Annotated in this window: 26 protein-coding genes and 1 pseudogene; 10 read left to right on the forward strand and 17 right to left on the reverse strand. The window is 61.6% G+C overall.

Features of this window, described 5'->3' with window-relative positions:
- The first annotated feature begins 140 nt into the window (after positions 1 to 140).
- The 4 genes from EPJ54_RS05115 (at position 141) to EPJ54_RS05130 (ending at position 2,615) form a co-directional block, all read left to right on the forward strand.
- Positions 141 to 1,130 (forward strand): sodium-dependent bicarbonate transport family permease, encoded by a 990-nt coding sequence (locus EPJ54_RS05115; protein WP_239590762.1) that lies wholly within the window; start codon positions 141 to 143, stop codon positions 1,128 to 1,130.
- A complete protein-coding gene (locus tag EPJ54_RS05120; RefSeq protein WP_135210573.1) occupies positions 1,127 to 1,432 on the forward strand; it encodes a DUF190 domain-containing protein in 306 nt (101 codons plus the stop codon). Before EPJ54_RS05115 ends, EPJ54_RS05120 begins: the two co-directional genes overlap by 4 nt.
- Before the next feature lie 61 nt (positions 1,433 to 1,493).
- Entirely contained in the window at positions 1,494 to 2,072 is a 579-nt protein-coding gene (locus EPJ54_RS05125; RefSeq protein ID WP_135210574.1) for a fasciclin domain-containing protein, read from the forward strand.
- A gap of 57 nt (positions 2,073 to 2,129) precedes the next feature.
- Positions 2,130 to 2,615 (forward strand): hypothetical protein, encoded by a 486-nt coding sequence (locus EPJ54_RS05130; RefSeq protein ID WP_135210575.1) that lies wholly within the window; start codon positions 2,130 to 2,132, stop codon positions 2,613 to 2,615.
- 19 nt (positions 2,616 to 2,634) lie between these two features.
- Here the strand turns inward: EPJ54_RS05130 and EPJ54_RS05135 are convergent, their stop codons facing one another.
- The 6 genes from EPJ54_RS05135 to EPJ54_RS05160 all read right to left on the reverse strand — a co-directional run bounded on the left by EPJ54_RS05135 (position 2,635) and on the right by EPJ54_RS05160 (position 7,038).
- Complete coding sequence (locus EPJ54_RS05135) at positions 2,635 to 3,366, reverse strand: SDR family NAD(P)-dependent oxidoreductase (RefSeq protein WP_135210576.1); 732 nt, start codon at positions 3,364 to 3,366, stop codon at positions 2,635 to 2,637.
- Positions 3,367 to 3,371: 5 nt separating this feature from the next.
- Positions 3,372 to 4,193, reverse strand: a complete 822-nt coding sequence (locus EPJ54_RS05140; RefSeq protein WP_135210577.1) for a MipA/OmpV family protein — start codon at positions 4,191 to 4,193, stop codon at positions 3,372 to 3,374.
- A gap of 80 nt (positions 4,194 to 4,273) precedes the next feature.
- On the reverse strand, positions 4,274 to 4,705 hold the full coding sequence (locus tag EPJ54_RS05145; protein ID WP_135210578.1) for a BLUF domain-containing protein: 432 nt from the start codon (positions 4,703 to 4,705) through the stop codon (positions 4,274 to 4,276).
- Positions 4,706 to 4,709: 4 nt separating this feature from the next.
- On the reverse strand, positions 4,710 to 5,420 hold the full coding sequence (gene folE, locus EPJ54_RS05150; RefSeq protein ID WP_135210579.1) for a GTP cyclohydrolase I: 711 nt from the start codon (positions 5,418 to 5,420) through the stop codon (positions 4,710 to 4,712).
- Between the two features lie 33 nt (positions 5,421 to 5,453).
- Positions 5,454 to 6,209 (reverse strand): hypothetical protein, encoded by a 756-nt coding sequence (locus tag EPJ54_RS05155; protein WP_135210580.1) that lies wholly within the window; start codon positions 6,207 to 6,209, stop codon positions 5,454 to 5,456.
- Between the two features lie 205 nt (positions 6,210 to 6,414).
- The gene (locus EPJ54_RS05160) at positions 6,415 to 7,038 is read right to left on the reverse strand and encodes a hypothetical protein (protein ID WP_135210581.1); all 624 of its coding nucleotides are present in this window, start codon (positions 7,036 to 7,038) and stop codon (positions 6,415 to 6,417) included.
- Between the two features lie 216 nt (positions 7,039 to 7,254).
- Between EPJ54_RS05160 and EPJ54_RS05165 the strand changes: the two genes are divergently transcribed.
- A complete protein-coding gene (locus EPJ54_RS05165) occupies positions 7,255 to 8,049 on the forward strand; it encodes a hypothetical protein (RefSeq protein WP_135210582.1) in 795 nt (264 codons plus the stop codon).
- Positions 8,050 to 8,064: 15 nt separating this feature from the next.
- On the opposite strand, the gene EPJ54_RS05170 is transcribed toward EPJ54_RS05165, so the two are convergent.
- From EPJ54_RS05170 to EPJ54_RS05185, 4 genes and pseudogenes are all read right to left on the reverse strand, one after another.
- Entirely contained in the window at positions 8,065 to 9,009 is a 945-nt protein-coding gene (locus EPJ54_RS05170; RefSeq protein ID WP_239590763.1) for an SCO family protein, read from the reverse strand.
- A 5-nt stretch (positions 9,010 to 9,014) separates the two neighbouring features.
- Positions 9,015 to 11,204: pseudogene (locus EPJ54_RS05175) on the reverse strand (multicopper oxidase family protein); the annotation flags it as partial.
- 230 nt (positions 11,205 to 11,434) lie between these two features.
- A complete protein-coding gene (locus EPJ54_RS05180; protein ID WP_135210584.1) occupies positions 11,435 to 12,115 on the reverse strand; it encodes an anti-sigma factor family protein in 681 nt (226 codons plus the stop codon).
- On the reverse strand, positions 12,105 to 12,635 hold the full coding sequence (locus EPJ54_RS05185) for an RNA polymerase sigma factor (RefSeq protein WP_135210585.1): 531 nt from the start codon (positions 12,633 to 12,635) through the stop codon (positions 12,105 to 12,107). Before EPJ54_RS05185 ends, EPJ54_RS05180 begins: the two co-directional genes overlap by 11 nt.
- Positions 12,636 to 12,732: 97 nt before the next feature.
- On the opposite strand from EPJ54_RS05185, the gene EPJ54_RS05190 reads away from it, so the two are divergent.
- Positions 12,733 to 14,118 carry a S8 family serine peptidase gene (locus EPJ54_RS05190; RefSeq protein WP_135210586.1) on the forward strand — a complete coding sequence of 462 codons (1,386 nt, stop codon included), beginning with the start codon at positions 12,733 to 12,735 and terminating at the stop codon, positions 14,116 to 14,118.
- Here the strand turns inward: EPJ54_RS05190 and EPJ54_RS05195 are convergent.
- The 7 genes from EPJ54_RS05195 to gspG form a co-directional block, all read right to left on the reverse strand.
- Positions 14,115 to 16,304 (reverse strand): secretin N-terminal domain-containing protein, encoded by a 2,190-nt coding sequence (locus EPJ54_RS05195; RefSeq protein WP_167755582.1) that lies wholly within the window; start codon positions 16,302 to 16,304, stop codon positions 14,115 to 14,117. The genes EPJ54_RS05190 and EPJ54_RS05195 overlap by 4 nt on opposite strands.
- Before the next feature lie 43 nt (positions 16,305 to 16,347).
- On the reverse strand, positions 16,348 to 16,794 hold the full coding sequence (locus EPJ54_RS19740) for a hypothetical protein (RefSeq protein WP_167755583.1): 447 nt from the start codon (positions 16,792 to 16,794) through the stop codon (positions 16,348 to 16,350).
- Positions 16,791 to 17,324, reverse strand: a complete 534-nt coding sequence (locus EPJ54_RS05200; RefSeq protein ID WP_135210588.1) for a hypothetical protein — start codon at positions 17,322 to 17,324, stop codon at positions 16,791 to 16,793. Before EPJ54_RS05200 ends, EPJ54_RS19740 begins: the two co-directional genes overlap by 4 nt.
- 32 nt (positions 17,325 to 17,356) lie before the next feature.
- Positions 17,357 to 18,313, reverse strand: a complete 957-nt coding sequence (locus EPJ54_RS05205; protein WP_135210589.1) for a hypothetical protein — start codon at positions 18,311 to 18,313, stop codon at positions 17,357 to 17,359.
- 70 nt (positions 18,314 to 18,383) lie between these two features.
- Positions 18,384 to 19,337 (reverse strand): type II secretion system protein GspK, encoded by a 954-nt coding sequence (locus EPJ54_RS05210; protein WP_167755584.1) that lies wholly within the window; start codon positions 19,335 to 19,337, stop codon positions 18,384 to 18,386.
- Between the two features lie 26 nt (positions 19,338 to 19,363).
- Positions 19,364 to 19,918, reverse strand: coding sequence for a hypothetical protein (locus EPJ54_RS05215; RefSeq protein ID WP_135210591.1), 555 nt, complete (start codon positions 19,916 to 19,918; stop codon positions 19,364 to 19,366).
- Positions 19,915 to 20,352 carry a type II secretion system major pseudopilin GspG gene (gene gspG / locus EPJ54_RS05220; protein WP_239590764.1) on the reverse strand — a complete coding sequence of 146 codons (438 nt, stop codon included), beginning with the start codon at positions 20,350 to 20,352 and terminating at the stop codon, positions 19,915 to 19,917. Before gspG ends, EPJ54_RS05215 begins: the two co-directional genes overlap by 4 nt.
- 191 nt (positions 20,353 to 20,543) lie before the next feature.
- Here gspG and EPJ54_RS05225 point away from each other — a divergent pair, with 191 nt between their 5' ends.
- The 4 genes from EPJ54_RS05225 to EPJ54_RS05240 are packed head-to-tail and all read left to right on the forward strand — an operon-like array spanning position 20,544 to position 24,378.
- Complete coding sequence (locus EPJ54_RS05225) at positions 20,544 to 22,196, forward strand: GspE/PulE family protein (RefSeq protein WP_135210593.1); 1,653 nt, start codon at positions 20,544 to 20,546, stop codon at positions 22,194 to 22,196.
- A complete protein-coding gene (locus EPJ54_RS05230; RefSeq protein WP_135210594.1) occupies positions 22,193 to 23,392 on the forward strand; it encodes a type II secretion system F family protein in 1,200 nt (399 codons plus the stop codon). The genes EPJ54_RS05225 and EPJ54_RS05230 overlap by 4 nt, the downstream gene beginning before the upstream one ends.
- Positions 23,393 to 23,395: 3 nt before the next feature.
- A complete protein-coding gene (locus EPJ54_RS05235) occupies positions 23,396 to 23,980 on the forward strand; it encodes a prepilin peptidase (RefSeq protein WP_135210595.1) in 585 nt (194 codons plus the stop codon).
- Positions 23,977 to 24,378 carry a hypothetical protein gene (locus EPJ54_RS05240; protein WP_135210596.1) on the forward strand — a complete coding sequence of 134 codons (402 nt, stop codon included), beginning with the start codon at positions 23,977 to 23,979 and terminating at the stop codon, positions 24,376 to 24,378. The genes EPJ54_RS05235 and EPJ54_RS05240 overlap by 4 nt, the downstream gene beginning before the upstream one ends.
- Positions 24,379 to 24,486: the final 108 nt, after the last annotated feature.

Consider the following 24,486-nt stretch of genomic DNA (forward strand, 5'->3'; position numbering starts at 1 on the left):
AAAGAGCACGCGGTTCGCCCTCACCCCGTTCAAGCCGATTGCTATGATGTGCGAAACTCATCGGCGGATGTGTTGCTTCACACCGCCGATGCAGGGCACCTCCGCCGCCGCTCACCGATCCCAGGTGCGGAGTGGCTCTCGTGATTGAATCCGGACTTAGCGCGGCGATCGTCAATCTCGCATCGCCGGCGATCCTCTTCTTCGCCCTCGGCGCGATCGCCGGCGCACTGCGCTCGGATCTCACCATCCCGGACCAGGCGGCGAAGACGCTCGCCCTTTATCTGATGCTCTCAATTGGCTTCAAAGGCGGCGTTGAGGCGCACGCCGCCGGCTTCACGACAGAATTGGTCGCGACGGGCGCACTGGGTGTGTTGTTCAGCTTCACCACACCGTTCGTCGCATTCTTCGTGTTACGGCATGTGTGCAAACTGGAGCGCATCACCGCCGCCGCCACCGCTGCGCATTATGGCAGTGTCTCACTCGTCACCTTCGCCGCCGGCGCAGAATATCTGCGCAGCATGGATGTCGCATTCAGCGGACACATGGCCGCGGTGCTCGCGCTCATGGAGACCCCCGCCATCCTTGCCGCGCTTCTTGTGGTTGGCGAGCGGTCTCAGCCCGAAAACGGGCAGTATCGCGCCGGACTCTGGCGGGAGGTCCTCTTGAACGGCGCCGCCGTGCTTCTGGTCGGCGCTTTTGTTGTCGGCCTCATCACGGGTGAGCGCGGCGCAAACCAACTGAGCGGCTTTGTCAGCGGACCGCTCTTCCAGGGCGCCTTGTGTCTCTTCCTGCTCGATATGGGCTTGTTGGCCTCGCGTCGTCTGGCGCAGAACTCGCAGCTCAACGTCGCGAGTTTTGCCTTCGCTATCCTTTGGCCTGTATGCGCTGGCGGCGCCGGTGCGCTGGCAGCCTCATCCCTCGGACTTTCGATCGGAGACGCGACGCTCTTTGCTGTGTTGACGGCTTCCGCCTCTTACATCGCGGTGCCAGCGGCCATGCGTGTGGCGCTGCCGAAGGCCGACGCCGGCGTCTCATTGCCGATGGCGCTTGGCGTTACGTTCCCGTTCAATCTGATCGTCGGCATTCCCCTCTATCACGCCCTCTGCAGCGCACTTGGAGGTTTCCTATGAACCTTGTTCCCAAAAAGCGGCTCGACATTTTCGTCGAACAGCACGGTCTCGCCGCCGTTGAAGACATGCTGGGCAAAAGCGGCTTCAAAGGATGGAGCGTGTTCCAGGGGATCGAAGGCGCCGGCGCTCACGGCATGTGGCGGCAGACAGGCGTCGGGGAACAAGCAGCCTTGCTCATTGTCGCCATTGGCAATGAAGACTCCGCGCAGGCGGCGCTCGTTTGGCTTGAGCAGTACTTCAAGACGTATTCCGGCGTGGCCACACTCGCTGACGTAAGTGTAATGCGTCCCGAGCGTTTCTGAAGACTCATCCGATCCGCGTTCGCGCGCGTACACAGCGCATCACTTCCTAGGAGATCGATTGATGAAAAGCACTCTTCGACTGACGCTGGCCTCATGCGCCGCGCTTGTGGCGCTCGCTGCCTGCGCGCAACAGACGCCCCCTGCTGCGGAAGAAACAGCTCAAGCAGCGGTAGAAGCGCCGGCCGCGTCGGGCACGATCGTCGATGCGGCCATCGCGTCGCCCGATCACACGACGTTGGTGAGCGCTGTTCAGGCTGCGGGGCTTGTCGAGACGCTCTCCGGCGCCGGCCCCTTCACGGTGTTCGCGCCAACCAACGCAGCGTTCGATAAACTTCCGCCCGGCGCGTTGCAAAGCCTGACGCAACCCGAGAACCGTGACGCGCTCTCGCGTATTCTCACTTACCATGTGGTCTCGGGCCGCGTGAGCGCGGCCGAACTCGGCGCTCAAATCGATGCCGGCGGCGGCAGCGCGACCTTGACGACGGTGCAAGGCGGCACGCTCACGGCAACGCGTGTGAACGGCGCCATTCGCCTCACCGATTCATCCGGCGCATATGCGACCGTTACGGCGGCCGACGTTGTCGGGTCCAACGGCGTGATCCACGTCATCGATACGGTGGTCACCCCGCCAGCGGCCTAAAGCGCGGCTAGTGAAGACCTGTGCGCCCGCCGCCTCAACGGCGGGCGCTTCAGCGCTATGACGTCGATTGCCGCCAGCGTTCAACAGCCGCAAGAAAGCAGCATGAAACGTCGCCTCGCATCGCTCCTCGCCGCGCTATTCTTTGCGCCAACCCTGGCGGCCGCGGAAACAGAGCTTAGGTTCTCGCGTCCGGGGGAAACGCAAGTCACCACGACAACCCTGCCCGATGGTGCGGAGATCATTACGTGCGACCGCGAGGCCATCCTCAATTTCTACTGCCTTCGCACAGATATCAATCGAGAAACAGGAGCGCTCGACGCCATCTCGGCGTCGCTGCTACACCAAGGCTGGGCGGTTCTTGGCGCCGACACCGACAGCCGCCCTTTCACTTTCATCTTCACCCGCCCTCAGGCCGGCACAGCCTGTCCCTTCCTGATCATGATGACGAGCGCGGACACAACACTTCCTGGGAGGCCTGCTCTGGAAGCAGGCATGGTCGAAATTCAGATCGCGCAAACAGTGGACGTGACCTGCCTCTTTTGAACACGGTCTGTCACTTCGATTAGAACGGAATCTTGGCTCCGTCCCACGCGAATGCGCAGCCGGAATCCGAAGACGCCAAGCGCTCCAATACATCGATCAGATGACGCGCGCTCTCTTCGGGCGAAAATACGCCATGTGTTGCCGATCGCTGGAAAGGCTTCGACAGCGCACTATCCACAGTGCCCGGGTGCAGCGCCACACAAAGCGCCTTCGGGTTCCTTCGCGCCAATTCGATCGCGCATGTCCGGATGATTTGATGCAACGCGGCCTTCGAGGCGCGATACGACGCCCATCCTCCTAAACGATTGTCCTCAATCGATCCAACGCGCGCCGACAGCGCGGCAAAAATACTGCGTCGTTCCTTGGAGAGAAGCGGCAGAAAATGTCTGGCGATGAGCGCGGGGCCCGTCGCGTTGATAGCGAACATCCGCTCAAACTGTGATGCGCTGAAGTGGCGCCACGTCTTTTCGGGCTGCATTGCATCACCGTGCAACGCGCCCGTGGCGACGAGCACGAAATCTACCGGGCCATCCGCGCCGATCTGCGCCGCCGCTGCGGCGATGCTCGGTTCGTCAACCAGATCGAACGAAAATGGAAGACGCTTCGAACCCGCACGAGGCTCATGCCGCGCGCCGCAATACACTATTTCGATTCCCGGATTCTCAGCCAGACAATCCGCTAGGGCTCCGCCTATCGCGCCTTGGGCGCCGAATACGACCGCGCGCCCAACGAGCGGTTGGCGATCTCCCATACTACTCAAAAGAGAGAACGTGAGAAGAAGACGCCGCCGCTGACTTGCGTGGCGTCGCCGCGCGTCTTTACGAGCGAACTCTCGCCCGCATCACCGCTTAGTTGATCCATCGAAGCGAACGCACCGATAGACCATGGACTGGCGCCGTTTGGACGCCATAGGGCGTTGGCGCCGGCCCCGAACGAATACAAGCCGCCGTCCGCGTCGAACACCGCGAGGCCAGACGCCGCCGCTTGCGCCAGGTCCACATCGAAATATGCGCTGACGTAATCATCATCGACCAGACGAACGCGCGGCCCCAAGCCGTAACGAAGCGTCGATCCATCGAGCGCCACTTGTCCGCGCCATCTCAAGCCAATGTCGGCGACAAATCCCTCATGGCCAGACACGCCCCGACGCGCCTCCGCCTCGACCAGCATCGGGCCCAAAGCATATTGCACAAACCCACCCAGTTCGAGGCTCGTATCGACATCGCCCAGCCCGACAAGATCGGCGCTGTCGTCGCCGCTCAACGCAAAGGCCTGCTCACCGCTCTCCTCACGGCCAAACTTCACGCGCGCGATCGGGCCTGCTTGCAGATTGGGCGTGAGAACAGCGCGATAGCCGATCCCCTCCTGGACAGATGCAAAAAAGCGATCGCCATACGCCACGCGAATGTCGGGGACTATCGAAAGACGGACCTCGTCGTCACCCTCGTACGATGGAGAAACGATAGCGCCGGCGCCAACGCTCAGACGCCAGCCGCTTGCATCACGCTCTTGCGCCGTCGCAACGCCCACCGAAGCGCACAGCATCCCCAGTGTCAAACCTACAGTCGAAATGCGCATACTACCCCCGCTAACGTCCTTGATACGTCAATGGGGCAGACGCGGATCAGGAGGTGTGGCGTGTTGCGCTCAACACAGCATCAGGAGTCCGCACGCTGAACGATCGCGCCGCTGGCGAGCAATTCTTCGAGCAGAGCCATGGTCGCACGACCGGACGCCGCCGTCGGGGCGAGCTTGGCGTGCTCGAAATACTTCAACAGCAGCCCCGGATTGATCTTGGCCAGTTCCACTTGCCCCATCGACCAAGATCCAAACGTGCGTTCGGTGATCTCCTCGAACGAAAGCAAGGTGACATGCGTATGTCTCGGATCACGAACGATGGCATTGTACAAAGCGCAAACCTGAGCGCGCCCGCCTTCGAGCACTTGGATAAATTGCGCATCAGACACGCACAGCAACCCGGTCACACCCCGCTCGGGATTCAGGCGTCGCGATTGCGCCATGATGTCTTCCAGCAGCTTTGAGCCACGCGGCTCGGCCATTTCGCTGCAATAGAGCAATCGCACCAGCATGGCGTCAGTCCTTAAGATTGATCAGAGACAAGAACTCACGTCGAAGCGCAGGGTCCTTGAGAAAGACACCGCGCATGACGCTGTTGATCATTTTGGTGTTGTCGTCCTTCACGCCACGCCAATGCATACAATAATGATCCGCCTCCATGACGACGGCGAGGCCGTCGGGCCGAACCTTCTTGTTGAGCAAGTCAGCCAATTGCGTGATGGCCTCCTCCTGAATCTGCGGCCGCGACATGATCCAGTGCGCCAAGCGCGCATATTTCGAGAGGCCGATCAGATTGGAATGCTGATTTGGCATGAGACCGATCCACACACGCCCCATGATCGGACAAAAATGATGCGAACACGCGCTCCGAATAGTGACGGGGCCAACGATCATCAATTCATTCAGCGATTCCGCGTTGGGAAATTCCGTGACCTGCGGCGGCGGCGCATAGCGACCGGCGAACACCTCGGTGAGGTACATCTTGGCGACGCGACGCGCTGTGTCTTGCGTGTTGTGATCGCTTTTCGTGTCGATCACCAGGGCGTCGAGCACCGTCTCGAACTTCTGCGCGACTTCTTCGAGAAGCGCATCCATATCGCCTGGTTCCAGCACGTCGGCGATGCAATCATTGGCGTGAAAGCGTCGCCCCTGGCTCTCCAGGCGCGCGCGAACACGCTGCGAAACACTCGCATCCGCCAAAGTCTCTGTCGATGGCCGCTTTGCCATACCTACCCCACACGCATGAATTTTAGATAGCGCTTAGGCCTGACGTTGGCGACGTCTCGCGACGATGACAAGTACGGCCACGACCAGCAGCGCCAACGCCGCAGCCGCAGCAGCTTGCGCCACAAGCGTCTTTCGCGCCAGTTCCGCAGCATAGACGCCGCCCAGGCCCCAGGCGATCGGCAGGAGATAAAGCGCATTGCGCAAGCGCAAGGCCAACGCGCTCGCCAAAACAAGAGCAACGGCAATCGCGGCAAGCGCTGCAATTTGCGCATGCTCAGCGCCAATGAACCCTTCGATCGTCAGCGACGTCATGGCATTCACAATCGCGGCAATCGTGAGCCAGCCGGCCAGCAGACTCATCGGCGCGCGCACCAACCACTGCTCCGGCGTCGATCCTGCTTCACCGGCGCGCGCAAGCGCAAAAATAAGTGCCGCGGCGGCGACGCTCAGAATTCCAAGCGTCCACCAAACGCCATTCAGCGCCGCAGCAATAATCCAAAGCCCGCATCCACTCATCGCAAGCACAGAACCCCAGACTAACATCGGTGGCGTGTCTGATCGTGGCCCCAGCACGACTTGGTAGCCGGCATGGGCGATCATGCCGATATAGAGCAGCCCCCAGATCGAGAACGCGTAACCCGCCACGCGCAGCGTCGCATCGCCCTGGTAGGAAAATTCCCCAGCCGAAAGCCCGAACCCAAAGAGCGCCTGCGCAGTCGGAACCGCGACTGCGACAACAGCGGCCAATGCAGCCGCCAACACTCGAATTTGCACCAGCAAAGCGGCCATCCCAGATCGACCAAATCACGAAGGGGAAGGTACGCCGGCCGCGGCTAAACGGATCAGATCCGCTCCCGAACCTACGTCTGAACCTGAGCGCCGACCAAAAAGGAACGCATCTACGGACAGCCTGCCGGCGGAGGATCCGCTTGGCCATTCAACAGAATGACACGCAAATCCTTTTCTTCACATCACCAAGGGACAAGGCCACTCCCTAGTGATCCACAGGTTGCGCCGCAAACTCCCGGAGCACCGTTCGCCAAGTCTGACCAGCTTGCGCCTCTGTCGTCGTCGCATCAGCAATCGGCGCAGAGACAAGTTGCTGCACGTACCATCCGTTACGTTCGCTCATTGCGAGACGCAGATACCGGTCCTCGCCGCCAATGTTGGATCGCAGTCTGTGAATACGATAGTGTGGCAGACCTTCCGGTGATGACTTGTCCGCAGCGCTGGGCTCACCTTCCCACGCCCGCGCGTTGGGATCGCCCTCATTTAATTGAGCAACTGCGCTCGCGAAGGCAATGTCGAGCGTTGTCGGTTCGCGAAACTGCACGGCGACCCACGCAACTAGCGTGTCGCCTGAAGTCGTTGAGCACTGCGCTCCGGCGTTCAATGCGCTCGCTGGAAAGACGTCAAACTCGAATGCGCCCTCAGCCGGAAGCAGGCAAAGCATACCGCTGGGCACGTGTCGAATGGCTGGATACTCATGCGTGCTCGCGTCGGCAAAATCTGGAGCGCCGCGCTGCTCTAGTAAGCGACCGGCGATCTCACTGTGTTTGGCGAGCTCTGACTTCGCACATGCCGACAGCATTAGCGCGATGGCGACAAGCAGACGCAAATGATCCCCCACGATTAACCTTAACCCGCGTTTAGTGCAGGCCCGTGGGACGTATCTTCGCCAATTGCCTGACGCATGAGATGGCATTCCCTCCTCGCACGAAGCCGACCGCGCTCACTCGCGAGATCGAGACCTTGATCGCTTGAGTAGAGAATTACCGTGAAATCCCCCACTCCTCGTGTTCCCTAGATCAAATTATCTTCCGGGGAGCCGTTGATGCACACGCGCGTGCGAGTGATCGCTGTTTCAGCTTTGGTCGCGCTTTGGTCCTTCGTTAACCCAGCCGAGGCGGAGACGCGGCTGAGCTTCTCCACTGGAGTTGATTACTCGAGTGGTAAATACGGCGCTGAAGAAGAGACCGAGGTCATCGCTGTTCCGTTCGGCGTTCGTCTCACCGTCGATGATTGGACCATTCGAGCCTCGAGCGCCTATCTCCATGTAGATGGCCCCGCCGATGTCAGCGAGGATGGCGAGACCGGAGACGGAACGGGCGCTGTCACACGCGTCGGCGCCGACAAAGGTCTTGGCGACACACATCTGTCGGTCGAACGGGCTTTTAGGCGCATTGGCGGCTCAAGCGCCTACGCGGAGATCTCTGCGCGCGCCAGACTACCTACTGGCGACGAGGAACGCGGCCTGGGCGTCGGTACTGTCGATTATGCGCTCGTTGCGGAAGTCGGCGTCGCCACAAACGCAGGCGGGGTTTATGTCAGCGCGGGTCATCGCTGGTTGGGACAGCGGGACGAGGGTCCCGAACGGCAAGATGGCGCCCAAGCGAGCGTGGGCGCCTGGGTACCCGTCGGCGGTCGAACACGTGTTGGCGCATTCGCAAATTGGCGCGAGGCTTCGGTTGAAGGAAACGATGAGCCCGCTAATGCCGGTGCTTATGTTTCCTACCGCATGAGCGAGCGGCTCCGCATCACCCTCACCGCAAGCGGTGGATTGTCCGACGCAAGCCCTGACGCGATGGTTGGAATCCGGTTCAACTGGTTGCCAGGCGCTCTCAACTGAACACGCTTTGCGGTTCTATTGTCGCCGTCGTGCGCGCGCCTCGTCTTGCTCGCGCAAATAGGTGATGACCGCATCCACTTCAGAGGGTGAGAGCCCCAAATTGGGCATAGGCAAATTGCGATAGCGGGGAAGCATCGCCGTCGCTGTTGGATCGCCCTCGGCTAACATCACGTCGGGCTCACGAATCCAACGCGAGAGCCAAGCGTTTGAACGCGCCTGCGTCACGCCGGCTAGGTCGGGTCCGAGCCGATCGCCCTCCCCGAGCGTGTGGCACGACCGACAACGGGTTCGATACAAATATGCGCCGTTGGAGGTTTCCGTCACACGTCCCGCCACCGCATAAGTTTGCCGCGACTCACCGTCAGGCATGTGGTTTTGCAGACGGCTGCTTAGAAGGTTCGCGAGCAATTGCGGATTTTCGTACGCGGTACGTCGAATCCATTGTCCGGTGACTTCGTTGCCGACGATTATGTTCGTATCGTGCTCCGTGAGCGGTCTGCCAGGGTCAATCGGACGAACGCCAAGCCGGCGTTGAAGCAAGTCCACGTCTTCTCGCGATCCCGTCAAGAACGTCCATCCCGGCCCGACATCATATGAGCGCATGAAGCGCCGCAACGATGCTGGCGTATCGCGCGCAGGATCCACCGAGATCGAATACATATGGACATCGCGCCCCACGCGATCGCCCAGGATTTGTTGGACACGCCGCAATTGGGCGGTGTCGAGCGGGCAGATGTCTGCGCACGACGTAAAGATGAAATTGATCGAGACAATCTTCCCGCGGATCAGATCATCATAGAAACGCACCTGCCTCCCGTTGTGATCTGTGAGGACCACGTTCGGAAAATACTCGGCCCGCCAGCGCGTCTGCTGTGACATCGCCGATTGCGGCATCAAGGTGAGCGCCGTGATCGTGAGCGCCGATGCGATGCGCGCCCAGAGTCGCCACTTTCGCATCATTGCGCCGTCGGCAGATCGAGAGATGGCTCGTAATACACGCCCTCCCAGTCTGCGATGGGCGTCGGGATCGCCACCGCCTGGCCGGGATTACGGTTGTCCCACCTGAGCAGCATCGAATGATCCTCGTGCATCGTGTTGTGACAATGCTCCATGTAGGTTCCGAGGAATTCGCGGAAGCGCAGAAGCACCTGCACGCGGCTTGTGGTGTGCGGGCCAGCCCCCACGCGGAACACATCTTTCCGCGCACCGCGCTCCCAACTCGGCGGCGGGGCGCCGTCACGGCTCAAAATGCGCCCCTCTTCGAAGTGGACATGGACCGGATGCGCCCAGCCGTCGCCTGACTCAAACTCCCAGACTTCCCAGCGATTGTTAGTGGTGGCGACGGAGACGCGATGAGGATCCATGCCGAGGCCAACGTCCCCATCTACACGAATCGTCCACGGCATTTCGTCCGTGTTTCCAGTGCGGCCAAATTCAAATGTCCGCCGACGTGCATTGTTGATCTCGGTCTGCGATACTTGTGGCAGCGGCACCATCTGACGGCCGCCCTCCTCGTACATTGCGGGATCCATACTCCGATCCACGCCACCATAAGCCTGCACGCGGAATTCCATGATGCGGCCAACGCCCGGATCGCCTTGGTAGCGACCGCTGAAGGCGTCCGCGATCGGCACCGTTTCGCGCGGGCGACGACCGTCACGGTGCTCAAGCAGATTCACGAGATAGAGCCGCGCGCCCGGTGTGAATTGGCTGAAATCGACAACGATGTCGTAGCGCTCAGCGATCGCTTGCTCCGGCAGCGACTGCGATTCCGAATTCGGGAAACGCACAGTGTGCTGCATGATGTTGCCATCATTGGCGATCATATGGAACGGCACTGGTTGCCCAAGCTGATTGACCAAGGCGAGTTGGAAATTTCGCGACACGCTGCCGTTCAGAATACGGAAGCGATAACGGCGCGCGCGAACATCCAAGTATGGCCGCCAGGTCCAATTCACCAACACTTGGTCGCCCAGGAAGCCATCGAGATTGAAGATATTAAACCAGAGCTGGCCAGCGGAATCCCAGGCCTTATCGGCAATGACAAGATTCACATCGTAGTCGCGATTGCCCCAATCAAGCGCGGTGCCACTCGGGAAGCAAAGGTTTGGATTATTCGCGTTAGCGTAATTGCAGCGCAAACCTTCACGACCACGATCAATGGCGCTGTAGATATTCATCATCGCCGCATTGCCCTTGTACACGTTCTGCGCCGTGTAATCGAGCATGTGGTCGTGGAACCAAAGTGTGCTTTGCGTTTCGCGCCAATCGCCGCGGATGCGGGTGATGCCGCCATTTCCGTCCGGATACCCTGCGCGATTGTCCGTGGCGCTGGTGTTGATCGTGTCGTGCCCCGCCAACACCATCGGCCAATGATAATCGTAGAATTGCCCAGGGAAGAAGAACGCGGCCGCAAACCCATCACTTTCAGCGGGATTGTGCCCGTTGTGTTGGTGGGTGGTGATCGTGTTGGCCCCGAAACCGTTGTTGGCGGAGGGATCAATTGGAAGCGTGTTGAAGTGACGGAAAAGAACCGGCTCGCCAATGCGGGCCATCAGCAGCTTAGGCGGCATCGTGCCGTCGAAGGTCCACACCGAATTACGATTTTGAATCGGAAAGTTGGGGTGAAAACGAACCTCGGTGCCGCGCGTCGTGCCGCCCCTGTAATAGAGGCCGCCATTACGACGGAACTCACCGACGGCATAACCATGGCGCTGCCATGCATCGCGCAAACCGCGGTTCGCACGCGCGCCCGCTTGCGCCGATTGAAAATAGACGCGCGGATAAAACTCATCCCAGCGCTGGTGAGCAAACCATTCGCCCGGCGGCCGCCCCTCGACGGAACTCGTCGCGAGCGGGCGTACGCAAGACCCAACCAGCGTGGCCCAGTAAGAGCCACGCGTTTGGTTCGCCTCGCGCGTCGGTAAGGGCGACAAGGGTTGGCGCAAGAACGTATCAAGCGCTGCGCTGTTGGGCGTGCCAGCGCATCCATTCGCTGAAGGCAATGGCGTACACGTGGGGCAAGGCGCTGTCGGCACCGCCTGGGTGCCGAATTCCTCAAACAACATCAGCGGCTGACTGAAGGGCGTCGCCCCAAAGGTTGGGCTACGCGGCCCGCCAGTGGGAACATCGAAATCTTCTGCTTTTGCAGTCGGCGTGGTCAGAAGCGTCAAGGCGAGGGCGCCACCGACGATCAATTTTGCCGAATACCGACCAATCCCAAAAAGCGCGCCCATTCTGAATCCCCAGATTCCCACGACAGACCGCAGCGTCCGCACATGGAAACCAAGTAATTCTGGAACAATTTACCATGAAGCGAACGTAATTCGCCCATTAAGGGAATGGCTTATTTATCAATACATTGACGACTGTAATTGCAACCACTCTAAGGCGCCTCAGCGCCGTTTTGTGCAAGTGCGGCGCGTTCTTGGCTCACATCGAGCACCTCGACCCGCCCCAAATTCGCAATGGCGACATCAAGCGGTGAATGCGCCCCTGCCGGCGTATAGGCTTCATCGTCAGCAGCGACCGCACTGGCCACCATCCGCCAGGCGCCACCCTCATGGCGACATGCCAGCACGTCAGTACTGTGTTGGTCCCGCGTCAGCCTGAATTGTCGGCAAAATTCGCCCGCCTCGCTTTGTAATGACAGTACAACTTCGAATATTCCGAAGTCGCTTTCGTATACACGACCACTGGACAATGTATTGAGCAAACGCGCTTGGTCTGCGGGTATCTCGTAAACAGCGTGCATTGGCGCGGCTTCGTCAACAATCCGGCCAATAAGGACGCCCAGCACCAACGCAGCAGCAACTGCCGCAACACGTGCGCCCCAATTGCGCCAAGCACGCTTTTGTTCACCGCGCAATATCATCGCGGCAATCGCGTCGGGCTCGCTTTGCACTTCCGGCGCTAGTCCACGTTTCAACAAAGCATCCGCCGCTTGCATGCGCCTCAAGCGCGTCGCAGCGCCGTTGTCGCGACGCAGCTTATCTTCCACATCAGCGCGCTGATCAGCGTCTAGCTCGCCATCGAGAAACGCACCGATCAACTCGTCATTGAGCATTTTTGCCTCTCCGTATTGGCACGACATCGCCGCGCTGCAGCGCGGTCGATAGCGCGGCACGGGCGCGCGACAACCGGCTCATAATCGTCCCAATTGGCACACCGAGCGTTTCGGCTGCCTCCGAATAGGAAAGCCCCTCAAGCACAACTAGAGTAAGCACCGCCCGTTGATCGGCATGCAATGCACCGAAGGCTGCACGGACCACGCGCATCTCGTCTCGCATCTCAACGATCTCGCGTCCGTCTTCGCCCGCGACATCCATGTCGTCGAGCGTCTGAAACGGCGCATGCCTTTGCGCCCGCCGCATATCGATCCACCGGTTTTGGATAATCTTGAACATCCATGAATCGAGGCGTCGCCCCGCCTCGAACGCCGCCCAATTGCGTAGCGCACGCTCCACGGCAGAATGTAGCAGGTCTTCCGCTGCTTCCTGTTGCCCCGCCAGCGCAAGCGCGAAACGTCTCAGCCGCGGCAGCAGCGACACGAGCTCCGTCCGGAAGGCGAGGCTGTCCTTTTTCATCCCTCAGGGCGACTACGCTTGACGAGTATTTCTATTCCCGCACGGTATTATTCGCCTGATCTCCTGGCGTGGTGCATCAAGACGCGCGGTGGGTGAAATGACGCGGCTTGTCTCTCTTGCGACGTGTGCACTTATCGTCACAGCGCTCAGCTTTGGATGGCCAGGAGCGGGGAACTCCTTCCTCGATGGCTCGTCCGCCTGGGCGTCGGGTCGCGATGACGCTGACGATGGCCCCGATCTGGACGACTATGACAATTCCGGCCCTGGGAATGGCGATTGGGAGCCGGGCGACGATGACGACTACGATTCAAGCGGCCATGGCGGCGGCGATGATTTCGACGACCAGCCCGATGACGACTCGAACTCCGGCCCGGGTGGTGGTGGGGATGACGGTCGTGACGAGCATGAAGCCTCCCGCAACATCCGTGGCGCAGATTATGATCAAGCTCAGCTCATCGAACACGTCCTCTATTCGATCGAATACGACGAGCACTGGGGCGAGTATCTACCACACGAGGTCGTGCTCGTAGGCCACGCCGAAGACGTACGAACCGCACGCCGACTTGGCTTCCGACGCCTCAGCACACGGCGACTTACGTCCGGCGGCGTGATGGTGCGCCTGCGCATTCCTTCACGAACGCCTATTCCAGAGGCGCTCGCAATCCTCAGACACGCGGCGCCACAGGCGCTCGTGACGCACAACAGCATCTATCGCAGCTCCCAATCCTCGAGCGCGACGTTTGCATCCAGGCGATCGCGCGCGCCTGCGCGGCTCCAAGGCGCACTTGGCATTATCGACACGGGCGTCGACCCCAACGCTCTACCCGTATCCAACGCCCTGCTGAGCCAGCGTGCGTTTGCCGGCCCGCGCAGCGTTGCGCGCACTCACGGCTCTGCTGTCGCCGCCATTGCGGTGCAGAACGGCGCACACGTCCACGTGGCGGACGTCTTCGGTGAAAGCACCGACGGCGCTTTGGCCGCCTCTGCCGAGCGCATCGCCGCAGCCCTCGACTGGATGATCGCTAATCGTGTGGCGGTGGTGAATATCAGCGTGCAGGGACCTAGCAACGCCATCCTGGAAGAGATGGTTCGACGCGCGGTCGATCGCGGTCACATCATTGTCGCTGCCGCGGGCAATCGCGGCCCTGCCGCTCGTCCCACCTTCCCCGGCGCCTTTGACGGCGTGCTCGCCATCACAGCGATCGACGCCGAGGGCCAGCCCTACATCCGCGCCAATCGCGGCGACTATATCGATTTCGCTGCGTTTGGCGTCGACGTACCCGTGCAGCTGCAGAACGACGCAATGCACGTCACCGGCACATCGTTCGCGGCGCCTGTCATTGCCGCACGCGTTGCAAAAGATCTGCACGAACCCTCGCCGACGCGCGCAATCGCCATCATCGCTGACTTGCAGCGGCGCGCCCACGACCTCGGAGACCCAGGACACGACAACATTTTTGGCTGGGGTGCTTTGCGCGACTAGTTGAGCGCAGGCGGTCGCGGCGTGAGACGATCATGCGTCCGGTCGGATGAGAAAGGCGTTCGCCAGGGATAGAGCGTATACACTTGTGCGCCCCGCCGGCGAAGCGAACTGTTGACCGAGCGCGTCAAGGCATCGGTCATCGCCTGCACATCGTCATCGTCGCGGACGATGTAGGGCGTCAGCAGAATGACGAGTTCCACCTTGTCGCCTGTGACCTCTTCACTCCGGAACGCTGCACCGATAACGGGCAGGTCCTTGAGGCCCGGAATACCGCGTTGGTCGCGCGTGTAAGTGTCCTGCATCAATCCGCCAATGACAGCGGTCATGCCCTCTTGCAGCGAGATCTGTGTCGAGACGCTACGATTGAGGATGAGCGGACTATTGATCGCGGCACTCGTATTCGGTTGTTGGCTCGAGACCTCTTGGTAGAGCGAGATATCGATGCGATCGTCTCCATACACTATCGGCCGCACGTTGAGAATGATGCCGGTCTGACGATATTGCACCGTCTGCAGCACATCCGTATCCCCGCTGCTTTGACTGTCTGAGGCGCGTTGCGACGTAATGATTGGCACATCGATACCAACCAAGATTTCGGCCTCATTACCGGAGCGCGTGAACACACGCGGCGTTGAGAGAATGTTCAAATTTCGGTTTGAGGCAAACGCGTTCAGAGCGGCCTCCACGCGCCCCCGCGAAAACACATGCGACGCCACCACGCCGAGCCCACCTGGTTGTCGCGTAGTTCCACCTTCTGTGGTCGCCGTGAGCGTACCGTCTGTAATCGTCTGATCCAAAAACCACTCGATGCCGAACCGCGTCTCGTCAGTTAGCGTCACTTCCGCGATCGTCAACTCCACGAGCACTTGCCGTGGCGGCTGATCCAATTGCACGAGTGTGTCGCGCAATCTCTGATACTCACTCGACGTGCCGCGAAAGATTAGCCGATTGCCGATCGCGTCCACAGTGATACCGCCGGCGCCTCGTGCAACCGGCTGAACGGTACGCCCTCCGCCGCTGTTTCCATTTCGCCGCACCGCAATTTCCGGAGGCGTGACGCTAGCGGCGGATTCGCTCGCGGCTGAGCCTGGTCCGACCAACGCAGCCAATTCCTCGGCGCTCACATTCTGCGCCGTATAAATGAACAGCCCCTCGCCATTGCCCAGGGCGGAGGCGCTATCGAGCGTCCGGATCCAGTGGAGCGCACGGTCGAACATGCGCGTATCGCTTGCGAAGAGCAGGACCTGATTGGCATTGGGCAAGGGCAGCAGCACAAGCGATCCACCTCGTGCCTCCAATGGGTTCTGCACCCGATATCCCTCGGCCCGCAGCGCTAACGTCACCTCTTCCGCCAATTGTTCGACCGACAGAAACACAGGCTCAATGCGCGCGATCTGTCCACTTGAAAAGTGCGGTTGATCGAGCTCACGCAACACCGCAGCCGCAGCCGCCACATCGCGCGCGCCACCACTGATCAACAGCGTGTTCGTATCTTCGTTTGCGGTGAAGCGCACTGACCCGCGATTTGGATAAGCCTGTTCCAGAACTGGGAGTATCGACGCAACGTCGAGCGTCGAGATCGGGAAGAATTGCATCACAGGGCGCGACGGCCCCGGTGTCTCCGGTCCGGTGCGCGCGCGGATGAAGCTTGGGGCGCGACCGCTCAAGACAGTGTCGTCAAGGATGTGCACGCCGCCTTCGTCGATGACGACCGCGAGTCCGTATTGCGCCAATGACATTTGCGCCATGGTGAACAGACGTGTGGTTGTCATCACGTCCGGCCCCCGGAGCGCGATGATCTCGCGACGCTCGGCGACACCCGGCCCCATCGCGTAGGGCACGCGCAGCAATTCACCAAAAACCGTATCGAGAAATTGAGGCAGAGGCTGCGGTGGCAAACTCACCTGAAGGTCCCGCGCATCGACGAGCGCTGAGATTTGTTCTTGCGTGGGCGCCGTCCGTTGCACCTCTGCGATCGCAGGAGTCTCTGCCGGCGATGGTGCTATGATTTCGATAGCACTTGAAGCCGCATCTTCACGGGGACCCGCAATGGTCGCGGCGCCGTCCGGCAACCCAACACCCGGCGTCGCCTGAAGTCGCGGAAACGACGCGCAGCCCGACAAGGCCAGCACATAGGCCGCCAATATGAGCGCGCGTTGTCGCAATGTCCCCGGGGCCCTGGCCACGCATTTCTCCGCTAATGACCGCCTAGCACGTTTGGGGCCACGCTCACGGTGCAATCCCCGAGGACGCGAACACATCGATCGTTCGCACCTCGCGGCGACGGCGCAGCTCAACCGATTGCGGTCCAATTCGTGCAACACGCCAGCGATCCTGGTAAACATCGCCCACACGGAGTGCGCGTCTCTGCGTTGTTTGGTTAAAGTCCACGATCCAAACCACATGGCCGTCATCGCGCTCTTCAATTGCCGTGAGATCACGGCGAAAAAGAAGTGCGATATCCGGCGGCGGAGGCCCCTCATCAATCACGAGGGGCGGCCTCAATCCCAGCGCCACCAGCCGCGCCCTCGCTTCTGCGGCCTCAGCGCTCGGATGCGCCAATGTGGGAATCTCAATCGCCGCTTCATTGGCAGGCGCAGGCCTCGGCGCCGTTAACCATCCAAGCCCCAAGCCGCCGAGCACACCGCCAAGGATGATCCACATCTGCGCATTCATGGCGAACCAATCTCTCGCAGGAGCGGCACGGCGACCACCAGCGTAAGCTGCTGCGCCCCCTCCTCGCCAACGACATCAATTGATTGCACCGCGTAACTGCGTTCAGTGGATTCCAGGGCCTCCAGCAATGCAATCATGCTGCCCCAATCAAACGCCGCGCTTATGGTCACGGGCTGCAGCGTCACACGCCCTTCGCCGCCGCTTGGTTCCAGCAGGGTTATCTGCACATCGGAGAAGCCCGCTTGCTGGGCGTAGGTCTCCAATTCCACCAACATCTCTTCGCCGGATAGTTCGTCGGTCGCCAACCCTGAGCGCCAGGCGTTTCCAACGCCTAAAGCCACGCGATTGCGAAATTCCTCGTTCGAGAACACGCTCAACAGCGTTGCACGCTCTGCAGCTTGCTGAGTGGCCCGCGCCGCCTCTCGACCACTCGCGCTTGCCCACTCAAGCGCGTAGAATGCAGCCGTGACGGCCGCCACTGCTGCAAGAAGCGCAAGCCCTGCGCGCTCGCGCGGCGTCGATCCACTCACTGTCCGAGCGATGGCCTGAACCGTCGATGCGATCACCCGCGCTCCTCCGGCCCTGCCATAGCCGGACATGGCGCGTCCGGTTCTGTTACGTTGGCCCTGATCTCGAAGCGGCCAGCGCCGGCAATCTCCGGCATCGCCGCGCAAAGATGGTCGGCTTCGTCGATGCCGCGCACTACATCCCGCACCGGCGTTTCGCCAAGCACACCGTTTACGAGCAGGCTCATCTGTCCGTCGCTGATGCGCCAAGTATCGGCCTGCAGACCGAACCGAGCCAGCACCTCTTGCGCCTCTGTCGCCGCGATCAACACGTGCCGCGGTCGGGTCGCCCGCGCATATTCAGTCAGAAATCGATGCTGCTCAATCGCCTCGGCAACAGGCGCATCTTCGCGCAATGTCTGCTCGACGGCTTCGATGCGCGCCTCTTCGCGCTGTGCAATAGCGCTCGACTTGATCGCCTGGCCACTCAGGAACGCACCAATCGCGGCCGCGCATATCGCCATTGTTACGCTTGCGCGCTCCGCATCGCGCCAAGAAGGCGGCGGGCCAATTACGCGCCACCGCCAAGCTATGCTGCTCAGCGGCAGCTTTATCGGAGGCGGCGGATCAGCCGGCGCCGCAATAGCTGGGCTCGCCACACTCAACACGAAAGTGCGCCATTGCTCAGCGGTAAAGTCTTGTCGCCGCCACATCGAGGCTTGCAGGCATCCCGCCTCCCAATATTCCCCCGCCACGCCTTCTGCGCATGCCACGATACGCCAACCTTCACCTGCGGCGCCCCATACGCTTTCGGGAGACACCCGTCCAAGCGGCTCCAAAGCCGCGAGTTTATTGCGATCCCAATACCAGATGGCGGCGCCGATAGTCGTGCGCAGAATGAGCGTCCCCGGATTGTCGAATGGTGCATGAGCCTCAGCGAACACGCGCGCCGCCTGCGCACGCTGAAAGAAGTTCAGCGAAGGTGGCGCGCGATAGACGCGAAACCGCGTCAAGGCGCGGCTCAGAATCACATCGCGCGCACCGCCACGGTGCGGCGTCGCCACATCCGAAACAGCGCCGCTCTCAAGGAGCAGGCGGTGCGAGCGAGAGGGAGGTGATTGCTTGGTCATCCCGTATCGGCGCTAACCTGAGTTCGCGTTGCTCCACCCACCTGAAGGGTTGCGTGGCGTCCTCGCCGCCCAACTCCATCCGTCTTTCAATCCCATGCCGAGGGCCGCGAGAACCGAAAACGGCTCGGACGCGAAATTCCCGCCCAGGGACGAGGCTAAAGTCGCCGCGCGCGACGCGCCCGGCGCCGATAAGACCTTCAAGCTCCGCGAAATCAGTCAACGCCGATGCCTCGCGGCGCACGATGAGCGCTGCTGCACTACGCGCATCATCGAGCATCGCCTCCAGCACCGGCCGCGGCGCCGTGTTGATGTTGATCCCGGGGCCCGGTGCGCTCGCCGTTAACCAATCCCAGACGTCGCTGCGATCCATGCCCTGCGCACGCCAACCCATAATTTCCAACGCCTCCCAACGCGCTACCAGCGGCCGATCGGCGGGCGCCGGCATTCCGGCCCGCGTGTACTCCGCGCGCTCCGCGCCGCGATCGCGCACAAGATCGTCGCCATCGACATAATCCGCCAACGCGGCCGCGAGCGCAGGCGCGGCCTCCCCGGCGCCGCCGCGCTGAAGCAACGACGCGAGCCCGCTTTGGTCTGGATTGTTTAACTCAAAAAGCCCCGCTTCGTCCTGCACCGCGACATGGAGCCCCGGCGCACTTTCGACCGCATACCAACGCCCATCGAGCGCAAGCTCAGTCCCATCCCAACGCGCCGCGTCGCCAATTCGGAGCGCCCGCCCGTCCGCGTCATGCGTGAGCAACAGAAACGCCACCCGCGTCGCCGCATTTTCCGCGGCGAGCAAATCCCCACTTTCGCGCAACCGCATAGATGAAGCGTTCACATCACCGGCGACACGTGCGGCGGCCAGCACCGAAAATGCCAGCACGGCGACCACGACAATGGCCAACAACAGCGCATATCCCCGCTCGGCCGGCCTCATGAGGCACCATTTGACGCGCGCTCGATCCATATAACACGCGCGCGTGTCCCCTGGCGCAACTCAAACCGGACAAAAGGCGCATTTTCGGCGTCGCGCCAAGTTTCCTGCCACGAAACGCCATCGGCGCTGTAGGCAAAAGCCCCCACCGCACCGCCATTCCACGCCAGTATCTCGCGTTCGCGTCCATCGCTGATGCAATTCAATGCCTGGTCGCCAATCGAAAGCACCACCGCCGGCGCGCCTGCATCGGCGCACGCGGCAATCGTCGGTAAGCTTGGGTGCAACACGATACGCGTGGTGTCGCCCACAATCACCGCTTCCGGCTCGCCCTCACGCTCGCGGCGCGACACGGCGCGCACGAGTGTTCTGAACTCACGCTCGGCGCGCATCTCATCGACCGTATCGACAGCGCGCTCTGCGATTGCAGTGTTGTTGATCGCGCCGCGTGTCAGCAATGGCAGGATCAAGAGGGCCAATAGCGCCGTGATTGTCGTAACGACGATGGCCTCGATAATCGTCAGACCCCGTTCGCCGTCCCGCCGCTGGCTCACGGATCATCGCCATAGGCGATATCGCCCGCCAAACCTTCGCCGCCCTCCGCGCGGTCCGCACCAAGGCTCACAATACGCGGCCGCCCGAAATCAGTCGTCGGCGCCGCATACACGTACGCGGCGCCCCAAGGGTCGAGTGGCGTGTCCGCATCGAGATACGGCCCACGCCACAGCACCGCATCGTCCCCACGCGGCGGCGTGTTCAAAAGGGCGATGCCTTCCTCGTCACTTGGATAGCGGCCAAGATCCATCCGCATCGTTTCGATCGCCGCGCCCAGCGCACGCACCTGAACGCGCGCGGCCGTCACTTTCGAGCGATCCAATTGCGCCATGAGGCGCGGTCCCACCAGGGCCGCGATGAGCGCGATAATGGTCAGCACAATGAGCACTTCGAGCAGGCTATAGCCCCGCTCGCGTCGCCGATTTCGTTTCAAGTGCTCAGGCTTTCTCACGCGTGCAGTATCGGCCCGGCGGCGCATCCCGCATACCAGATTAGCTTGTCGCGACGCGCGCCACCAGCGATCTGCCGAATTCGCGAAAAACACGCGCCACGCGCGCCAATATTGGCTCCCGCGCAGCCGCACCTATAGCTTAATCTCCCACCCATATCGGGACCGGTGAGGTCATGCACCAATTAGGGGAAATTCTGGTTGAGCGTGGGCTTGCGCCGGCGGACGCTGTGGCGATCGCGGCAAAGCAAGGCGAACCCCACGAACTCTTCTCAACGCTGATGCGAATTGGCGTGATCTCCGAAGATGCGCTGCTTGATTTCCTCAGCGATCAATTCCGCTTGCCCGTCTTGCCGCTCGAAGGGGGCCCGAGTCTTGAGGCCGTGCGAGAGACGCTTGCGACAACCGACGCACCGATCAGATGGTTCATCGAGCACGACCTGGTCCTCTGGCGCGACGCTGAGGGGCGCATGCACGCCGCTGGACCGCGGGCGCACGAAGCCCCGATCCAAGAAGCGCTAGAGCAATGGGTGGCCGGGGGCTACACGCTTCATCTCGCCAAGGCAATCATGGTCGATCCCATTCTGATGGCGCTGCGTGGGGAACATCAGCGGAGCCGGCACTTGGATCCGCGTCGCCTTGCCGAGTTGGCGGAAGAGGCGCCGGTCATCGACTTTGTGAACTCGGTGCTCTCCGAAGCACTCTCACGCAGCGCCAGCGACATTCATTTCGAGCCGTTTGAGGACAAGCTCATTGTCCGCATGCGCGTCGATGGCGTCCTCACGCAACGCCGCGTCGTCAGCATCGACATGTTCGACGCAGTGTCATCACGCCTCAAGCTATTGTCCGGCATGAACATCGCCGAACGACGCCTGCCGCAAGATGGCCGCCAGAGCATCAATGTCGTCGGCCAAGACGTCGATCTTCGGGTCTCATCTCTGCCCACGACCTGGGGCGAATCCATCGTGCTGCGCCTTCTCGGCGCGACGCATCGCATTCCAGAACTGAGCGAACTTGGCCTCACGGACGACCAGTGCAGCATCATTCTTGAGGCGATCCACCAACCGCACGGTCTCGTTCTCATTACCGGCCCCACGGGCTCCGGCAAGACCACCACCGTCTATCGCCTGCTCTCGGAGCTGAACGACGGCGTGCGTAAGATCGTCACCATCGAGGACCCAGTTGAACTCAATCTGCCGGGCGTGCTGCAGATGGGCGTGCGCGCGGACATCGAACTCGATTTCGCTGCGGGCCTGCGCTCCATCCTCCGCCAGGATCCAGACATTATATTCGTCGGCGAAATCCGCGACGCCGAGACGGCGCAAACGGCAGTGCAAGCTGCGCTAACCGGCCACCTCGTCATCTCCACGGTTCACACCAATTCTGCGCTCGCGGCCGCGGCGCGCCTGAATGATCTCGGCGTCGAGCCATTCCTACTCGCCGATGTGCTTCGCATGGTCATCGGCCAACGCCTCGTGCGCTGTGTCTGCACACAATGTGGGGCGCCCGAGCCCGAGGCCGACATCGAGCAAAAGGCCGAGCGCTTGCTTCCCGGCCCATTGCGCACAGGCGACGCGCGTTGGCGGCATGGAATTGGCTGCAGCACATGCGGTCGGTCTGGCTATCAGGGCCGCATCGGCGTCTTCGAAGCCGCGCGCGTCACGCCTGCACTTCAGCACGCAATCCGCAACCGCGAACCCGAGACTGTCTTGACAGCGCTGGCGCGGGAAGATGGCTTCTCGTCACTTCTCGAAAACGCTCTCGTAACGGCGCGCAAGGGGCAAACTACTTTTGTTGAGGCTCTGCGCGTCCTAGGGGGCGGCGCATGAGCGCGCGCCGCTTCGTCATTCGCGCAGTGGGCGCCAACGGCCGGGTGACAACGCAAGCCGTTGAAGCCCCCACGCGAGCCGATGCAATGCGCGATGCAATGCAAACTGGCCACACGATCCTTGATTTGCGCGAAGAAGCGCAAAGCACGCCCCGCCGCCGGCCGGTGACGCGCGAGCACGCCATTCTGATCCTAAAACAACTATCCGTTATGACTGGCGCCGGTGTTCGCTTACTCGACGCGATGGAAACACTTGCGGACTCGCTTACGGGTTCCGAGGCGGCAGCGCGCCTTAACGCGATCAACCAATCGCTGCGCCGCGGCGATCGGTTCGGCGACGCGTTGGAACAATCGCTGCCTATCTATCCGGCCTATGTGTACGGCCTCGTGCGCGCCGGTGAATCCAGCGGCAAACTCCCACGCGTCCTGACAGAGGCAGCACAACAGCTCGCCTTCGAACAACGCGTTGAGCGCGACATTCTGAACGCACTCACGTACCCCGTCTTCCTAGTGGTCAGCGGCGTCGCAAGCGTTGCATTTCTGCTTTACGCGGTCGTACCACGCTTCGCGACCATGCTGGAAAACTCGCGATCGATGCCAAATGGCCTTTCGCGGTTCGTACTAGATGCTGGCGTCGCCTTTCATGCAAATGCGGCAGCGATCCTGTTAAGCCTCGTGGGCCTGGCACTGGCGATCTCTGCGCTATCGCGCACGCAATCCTTCCGCGCGAACTTGCGCAGCCTCGCGCATGCCACGCCTGGTCTGCGCGCGTTGCTCGCAGCCCGCCAGGGCGCCACCTGGACCCGCGTGGCTGCACTCAGCCTCGATGCGGGCGTAGGAATTCTCGACGCCACATCACTTGCCGCCGGCGCACTTCCGGCTGGCACACATCGCCAAGCTGTACTGGCTGCGATCCCCGCGCTGCGCGCCGGCTCGGAGATCGACACCGCGTTTCGGGGCGCAGGGGCTATCGCCGAGATTGATGCGAGCTTGTTGCGGGCGGGGCAGCGTTCCGGCGCGCTTGCCCAAATGTTTCACACGATCGCCAATCGCCAGGAGGAGGCGCTTCGGGACGTGCTGAAGCGCCTGACGCTGATCGTCGAACCTGCGGCGATCGCCACCGTTGCGCTGATGGTGGGCGGCGTCGTACTCGCGCTCGCCTCGGCGCTGGTGGGCGTTTACGAAGCGATCGGCTAACGCATGATCGACACTCTGTCCGTCATCATACTCACGGTCGTAACGCTCCTGACTGCATGGGGCGCGCGGCGCGACCTTCGGATACCGCTCTGGACCACACTCAGCGCCTTTGCCGTAGCCCTGAGCTTGAGCATTCACGCGATCGGACCGGCGTTCGCCTCGCTCGGCGTGCTCATCTTGATCTGCTTGATGATCATCGAAACGGACAGACGTCACCACCTCATCCCCGACACATTCACGATTGCGCTCTTTGCGCTTGCCTTGGTCATGCCGTTTGATGATGACCTTCAAGCCCAAACACTCGGTGCAGTTGTCCTGGGCGCCCTCTTCTTGGCCACACGCTACGCATTCGCGGCGCGCGGCAGCGCCGAAGCGCTTGGCCTTGGCGACGTGAAGCTTGCGGCGGCCATCGGCGCGGTGCTCGGTCCTGTGCATGCCTTTTACGCGGTTTTCATCGCGGGGCTGGCGACGATTTTGGTTGTGGCGGTTCGAAACCGCGGCGGCGTGGTCTCTGTGGGCGCGCCGTTTGGCGTAGGCCTGGCCGCGGCGACCGCGGCTATCGCCGTCTTGCGTGCGCTCACCCTATGACGCGCCGTCGAGAATCCGGCTTCAGCACCCTGGAGGTAATTGCGGCTGTGGCGATCATCGCCGTAGCGCTCTTCCCGATCATGATGTTGCAGACGCAGCTTGCACGCAGCCAAGCGCGCTTGGACGCATCGCACGAACAATCCACGAGCGCCCAAAATGCACTGGCGCTACTCCGCGACCTCAACCCGATGTCCACGCCAGCCGGACGGCGGCGGCTCGATGCGCGCACGGAGCTCGCTTGGTCCAGCACACCGATCTCGGGCGTGAGCCAGACGGTCAATCCGACAGGGTTTGAGGTTCAACTCTATCGCGTGACTGGCGCAATAGAACGGGACAGTCTCCCGCTAACGACGGTTGAGATTGACCTTATTGGCTGGCGCGCGGCGCGAGACCCATAATGGGCCAAAACACAATGAGGCGGCGGAATAATACTTTGGCCAGATCGTAGTCTCTCACCGTCGAGATTGAGTCATCGGCGCAACAGGCGGAGGCGCACGTGCCGCGTG

The sequence above is a fragment of the Vitreimonas flagellata genome, from assembly GCF_004634425.1.
Taxonomy (GTDB): Bacteria; Pseudomonadota; Alphaproteobacteria; order Caulobacterales; family Aquidulcibacteraceae; genus Vitreimonas; species Vitreimonas flagellata.

Coding starts and splice junctions, on each gene's coding strand:
- EPJ54_RS05190 (WP_135210586.1), top strand. CDS start 12,733: ATGACGCGGCTTGTCTCTCTTGCGACGTGTGCACTTATCGTCACAGCG.
- EPJ54_RS05125 (WP_135210574.1), top strand. CDS start 1,494: ATGAAAAGCACTCTTCGACTGACGCTGGCCTCATGCGCCGCGCTTGTG.
- EPJ54_RS05185 (WP_135210585.1), bottom strand. CDS start 12,635: ATGAAAAAGGACAGCCTCGCCTTCCGGACGGAGCTCGTGTCGCTGCTG.
- EPJ54_RS05130 (WP_135210575.1), top strand. CDS start 2,130: ATGACGTCGATTGCCGCCAGCGTTCAACAGCCGCAAGAAAGCAGCATG.
- EPJ54_RS05180 (WP_135210584.1), bottom strand. CDS start 12,115: ATGCTCAATGACGAGTTGATCGGTGCGTTTCTCGATGGCGAGCTAGAC.
- EPJ54_RS05135 (WP_135210576.1), bottom strand. CDS start 3,366: ATGGGAGATCGCCAACCGCTCGTTGGGCGCGCGGTCGTATTCGGCGCC.
- EPJ54_RS05140 (WP_135210577.1), bottom strand. CDS start 4,193: ATGCGCATTTCGACTGTAGGTTTGACACTGGGGATGCTGTGCGCTTCG.
- EPJ54_RS05240 (WP_135210596.1), top strand. CDS start 23,977: ATGACGCGCCGTCGAGAATCCGGCTTCAGCACCCTGGAGGTAATTGCG.
- EPJ54_RS05170 (WP_239590763.1), bottom strand. CDS start 9,009: ATGATGCGAAAGTGGCGACTCTGGGCGCGCATCGCATCGGCGCTCACG.
- EPJ54_RS19740 (WP_167755583.1), bottom strand. CDS start 16,794: ATGAATGCGCAGATGTGGATCATCCTTGGCGGTGTGCTCGGCGGCTTG.
- EPJ54_RS05165 (WP_135210582.1), top strand. CDS start 7,255: ATGCACACGCGCGTGCGAGTGATCGCTGTTTCAGCTTTGGTCGCGCTT.
- EPJ54_RS05225 (WP_135210593.1), top strand. CDS start 20,544: ATGCACCAATTAGGGGAAATTCTGGTTGAGCGTGGGCTTGCGCCGGCG.
- EPJ54_RS05230 (WP_135210594.1), top strand. CDS start 22,193: ATGAGCGCGCGCCGCTTCGTCATTCGCGCAGTGGGCGCCAACGGCCGG.
- EPJ54_RS05155 (WP_135210580.1), bottom strand. CDS start 6,209: ATGGCCGCTTTGCTGGTGCAAATTCGAGTGTTGGCGGCTGCATTGGCC.
- folE (WP_135210579.1), bottom strand. CDS start 5,420: ATGGCAAAGCGGCCATCGACAGAGACTTTGGCGGATGCGAGTGTTTCG.
- EPJ54_RS05235 (WP_135210595.1), top strand. CDS start 23,396: ATGATCGACACTCTGTCCGTCATCATACTCACGGTCGTAACGCTCCTG.
- EPJ54_RS05120 (WP_135210573.1), top strand. CDS start 1,127: ATGAACCTTGTTCCCAAAAAGCGGCTCGACATTTTCGTCGAACAGCAC.
- EPJ54_RS05145 (WP_135210578.1), bottom strand. CDS start 4,705: ATGCTGGTGCGATTGCTCTATTGCAGCGAAATGGCCGAGCCGCGTGGC.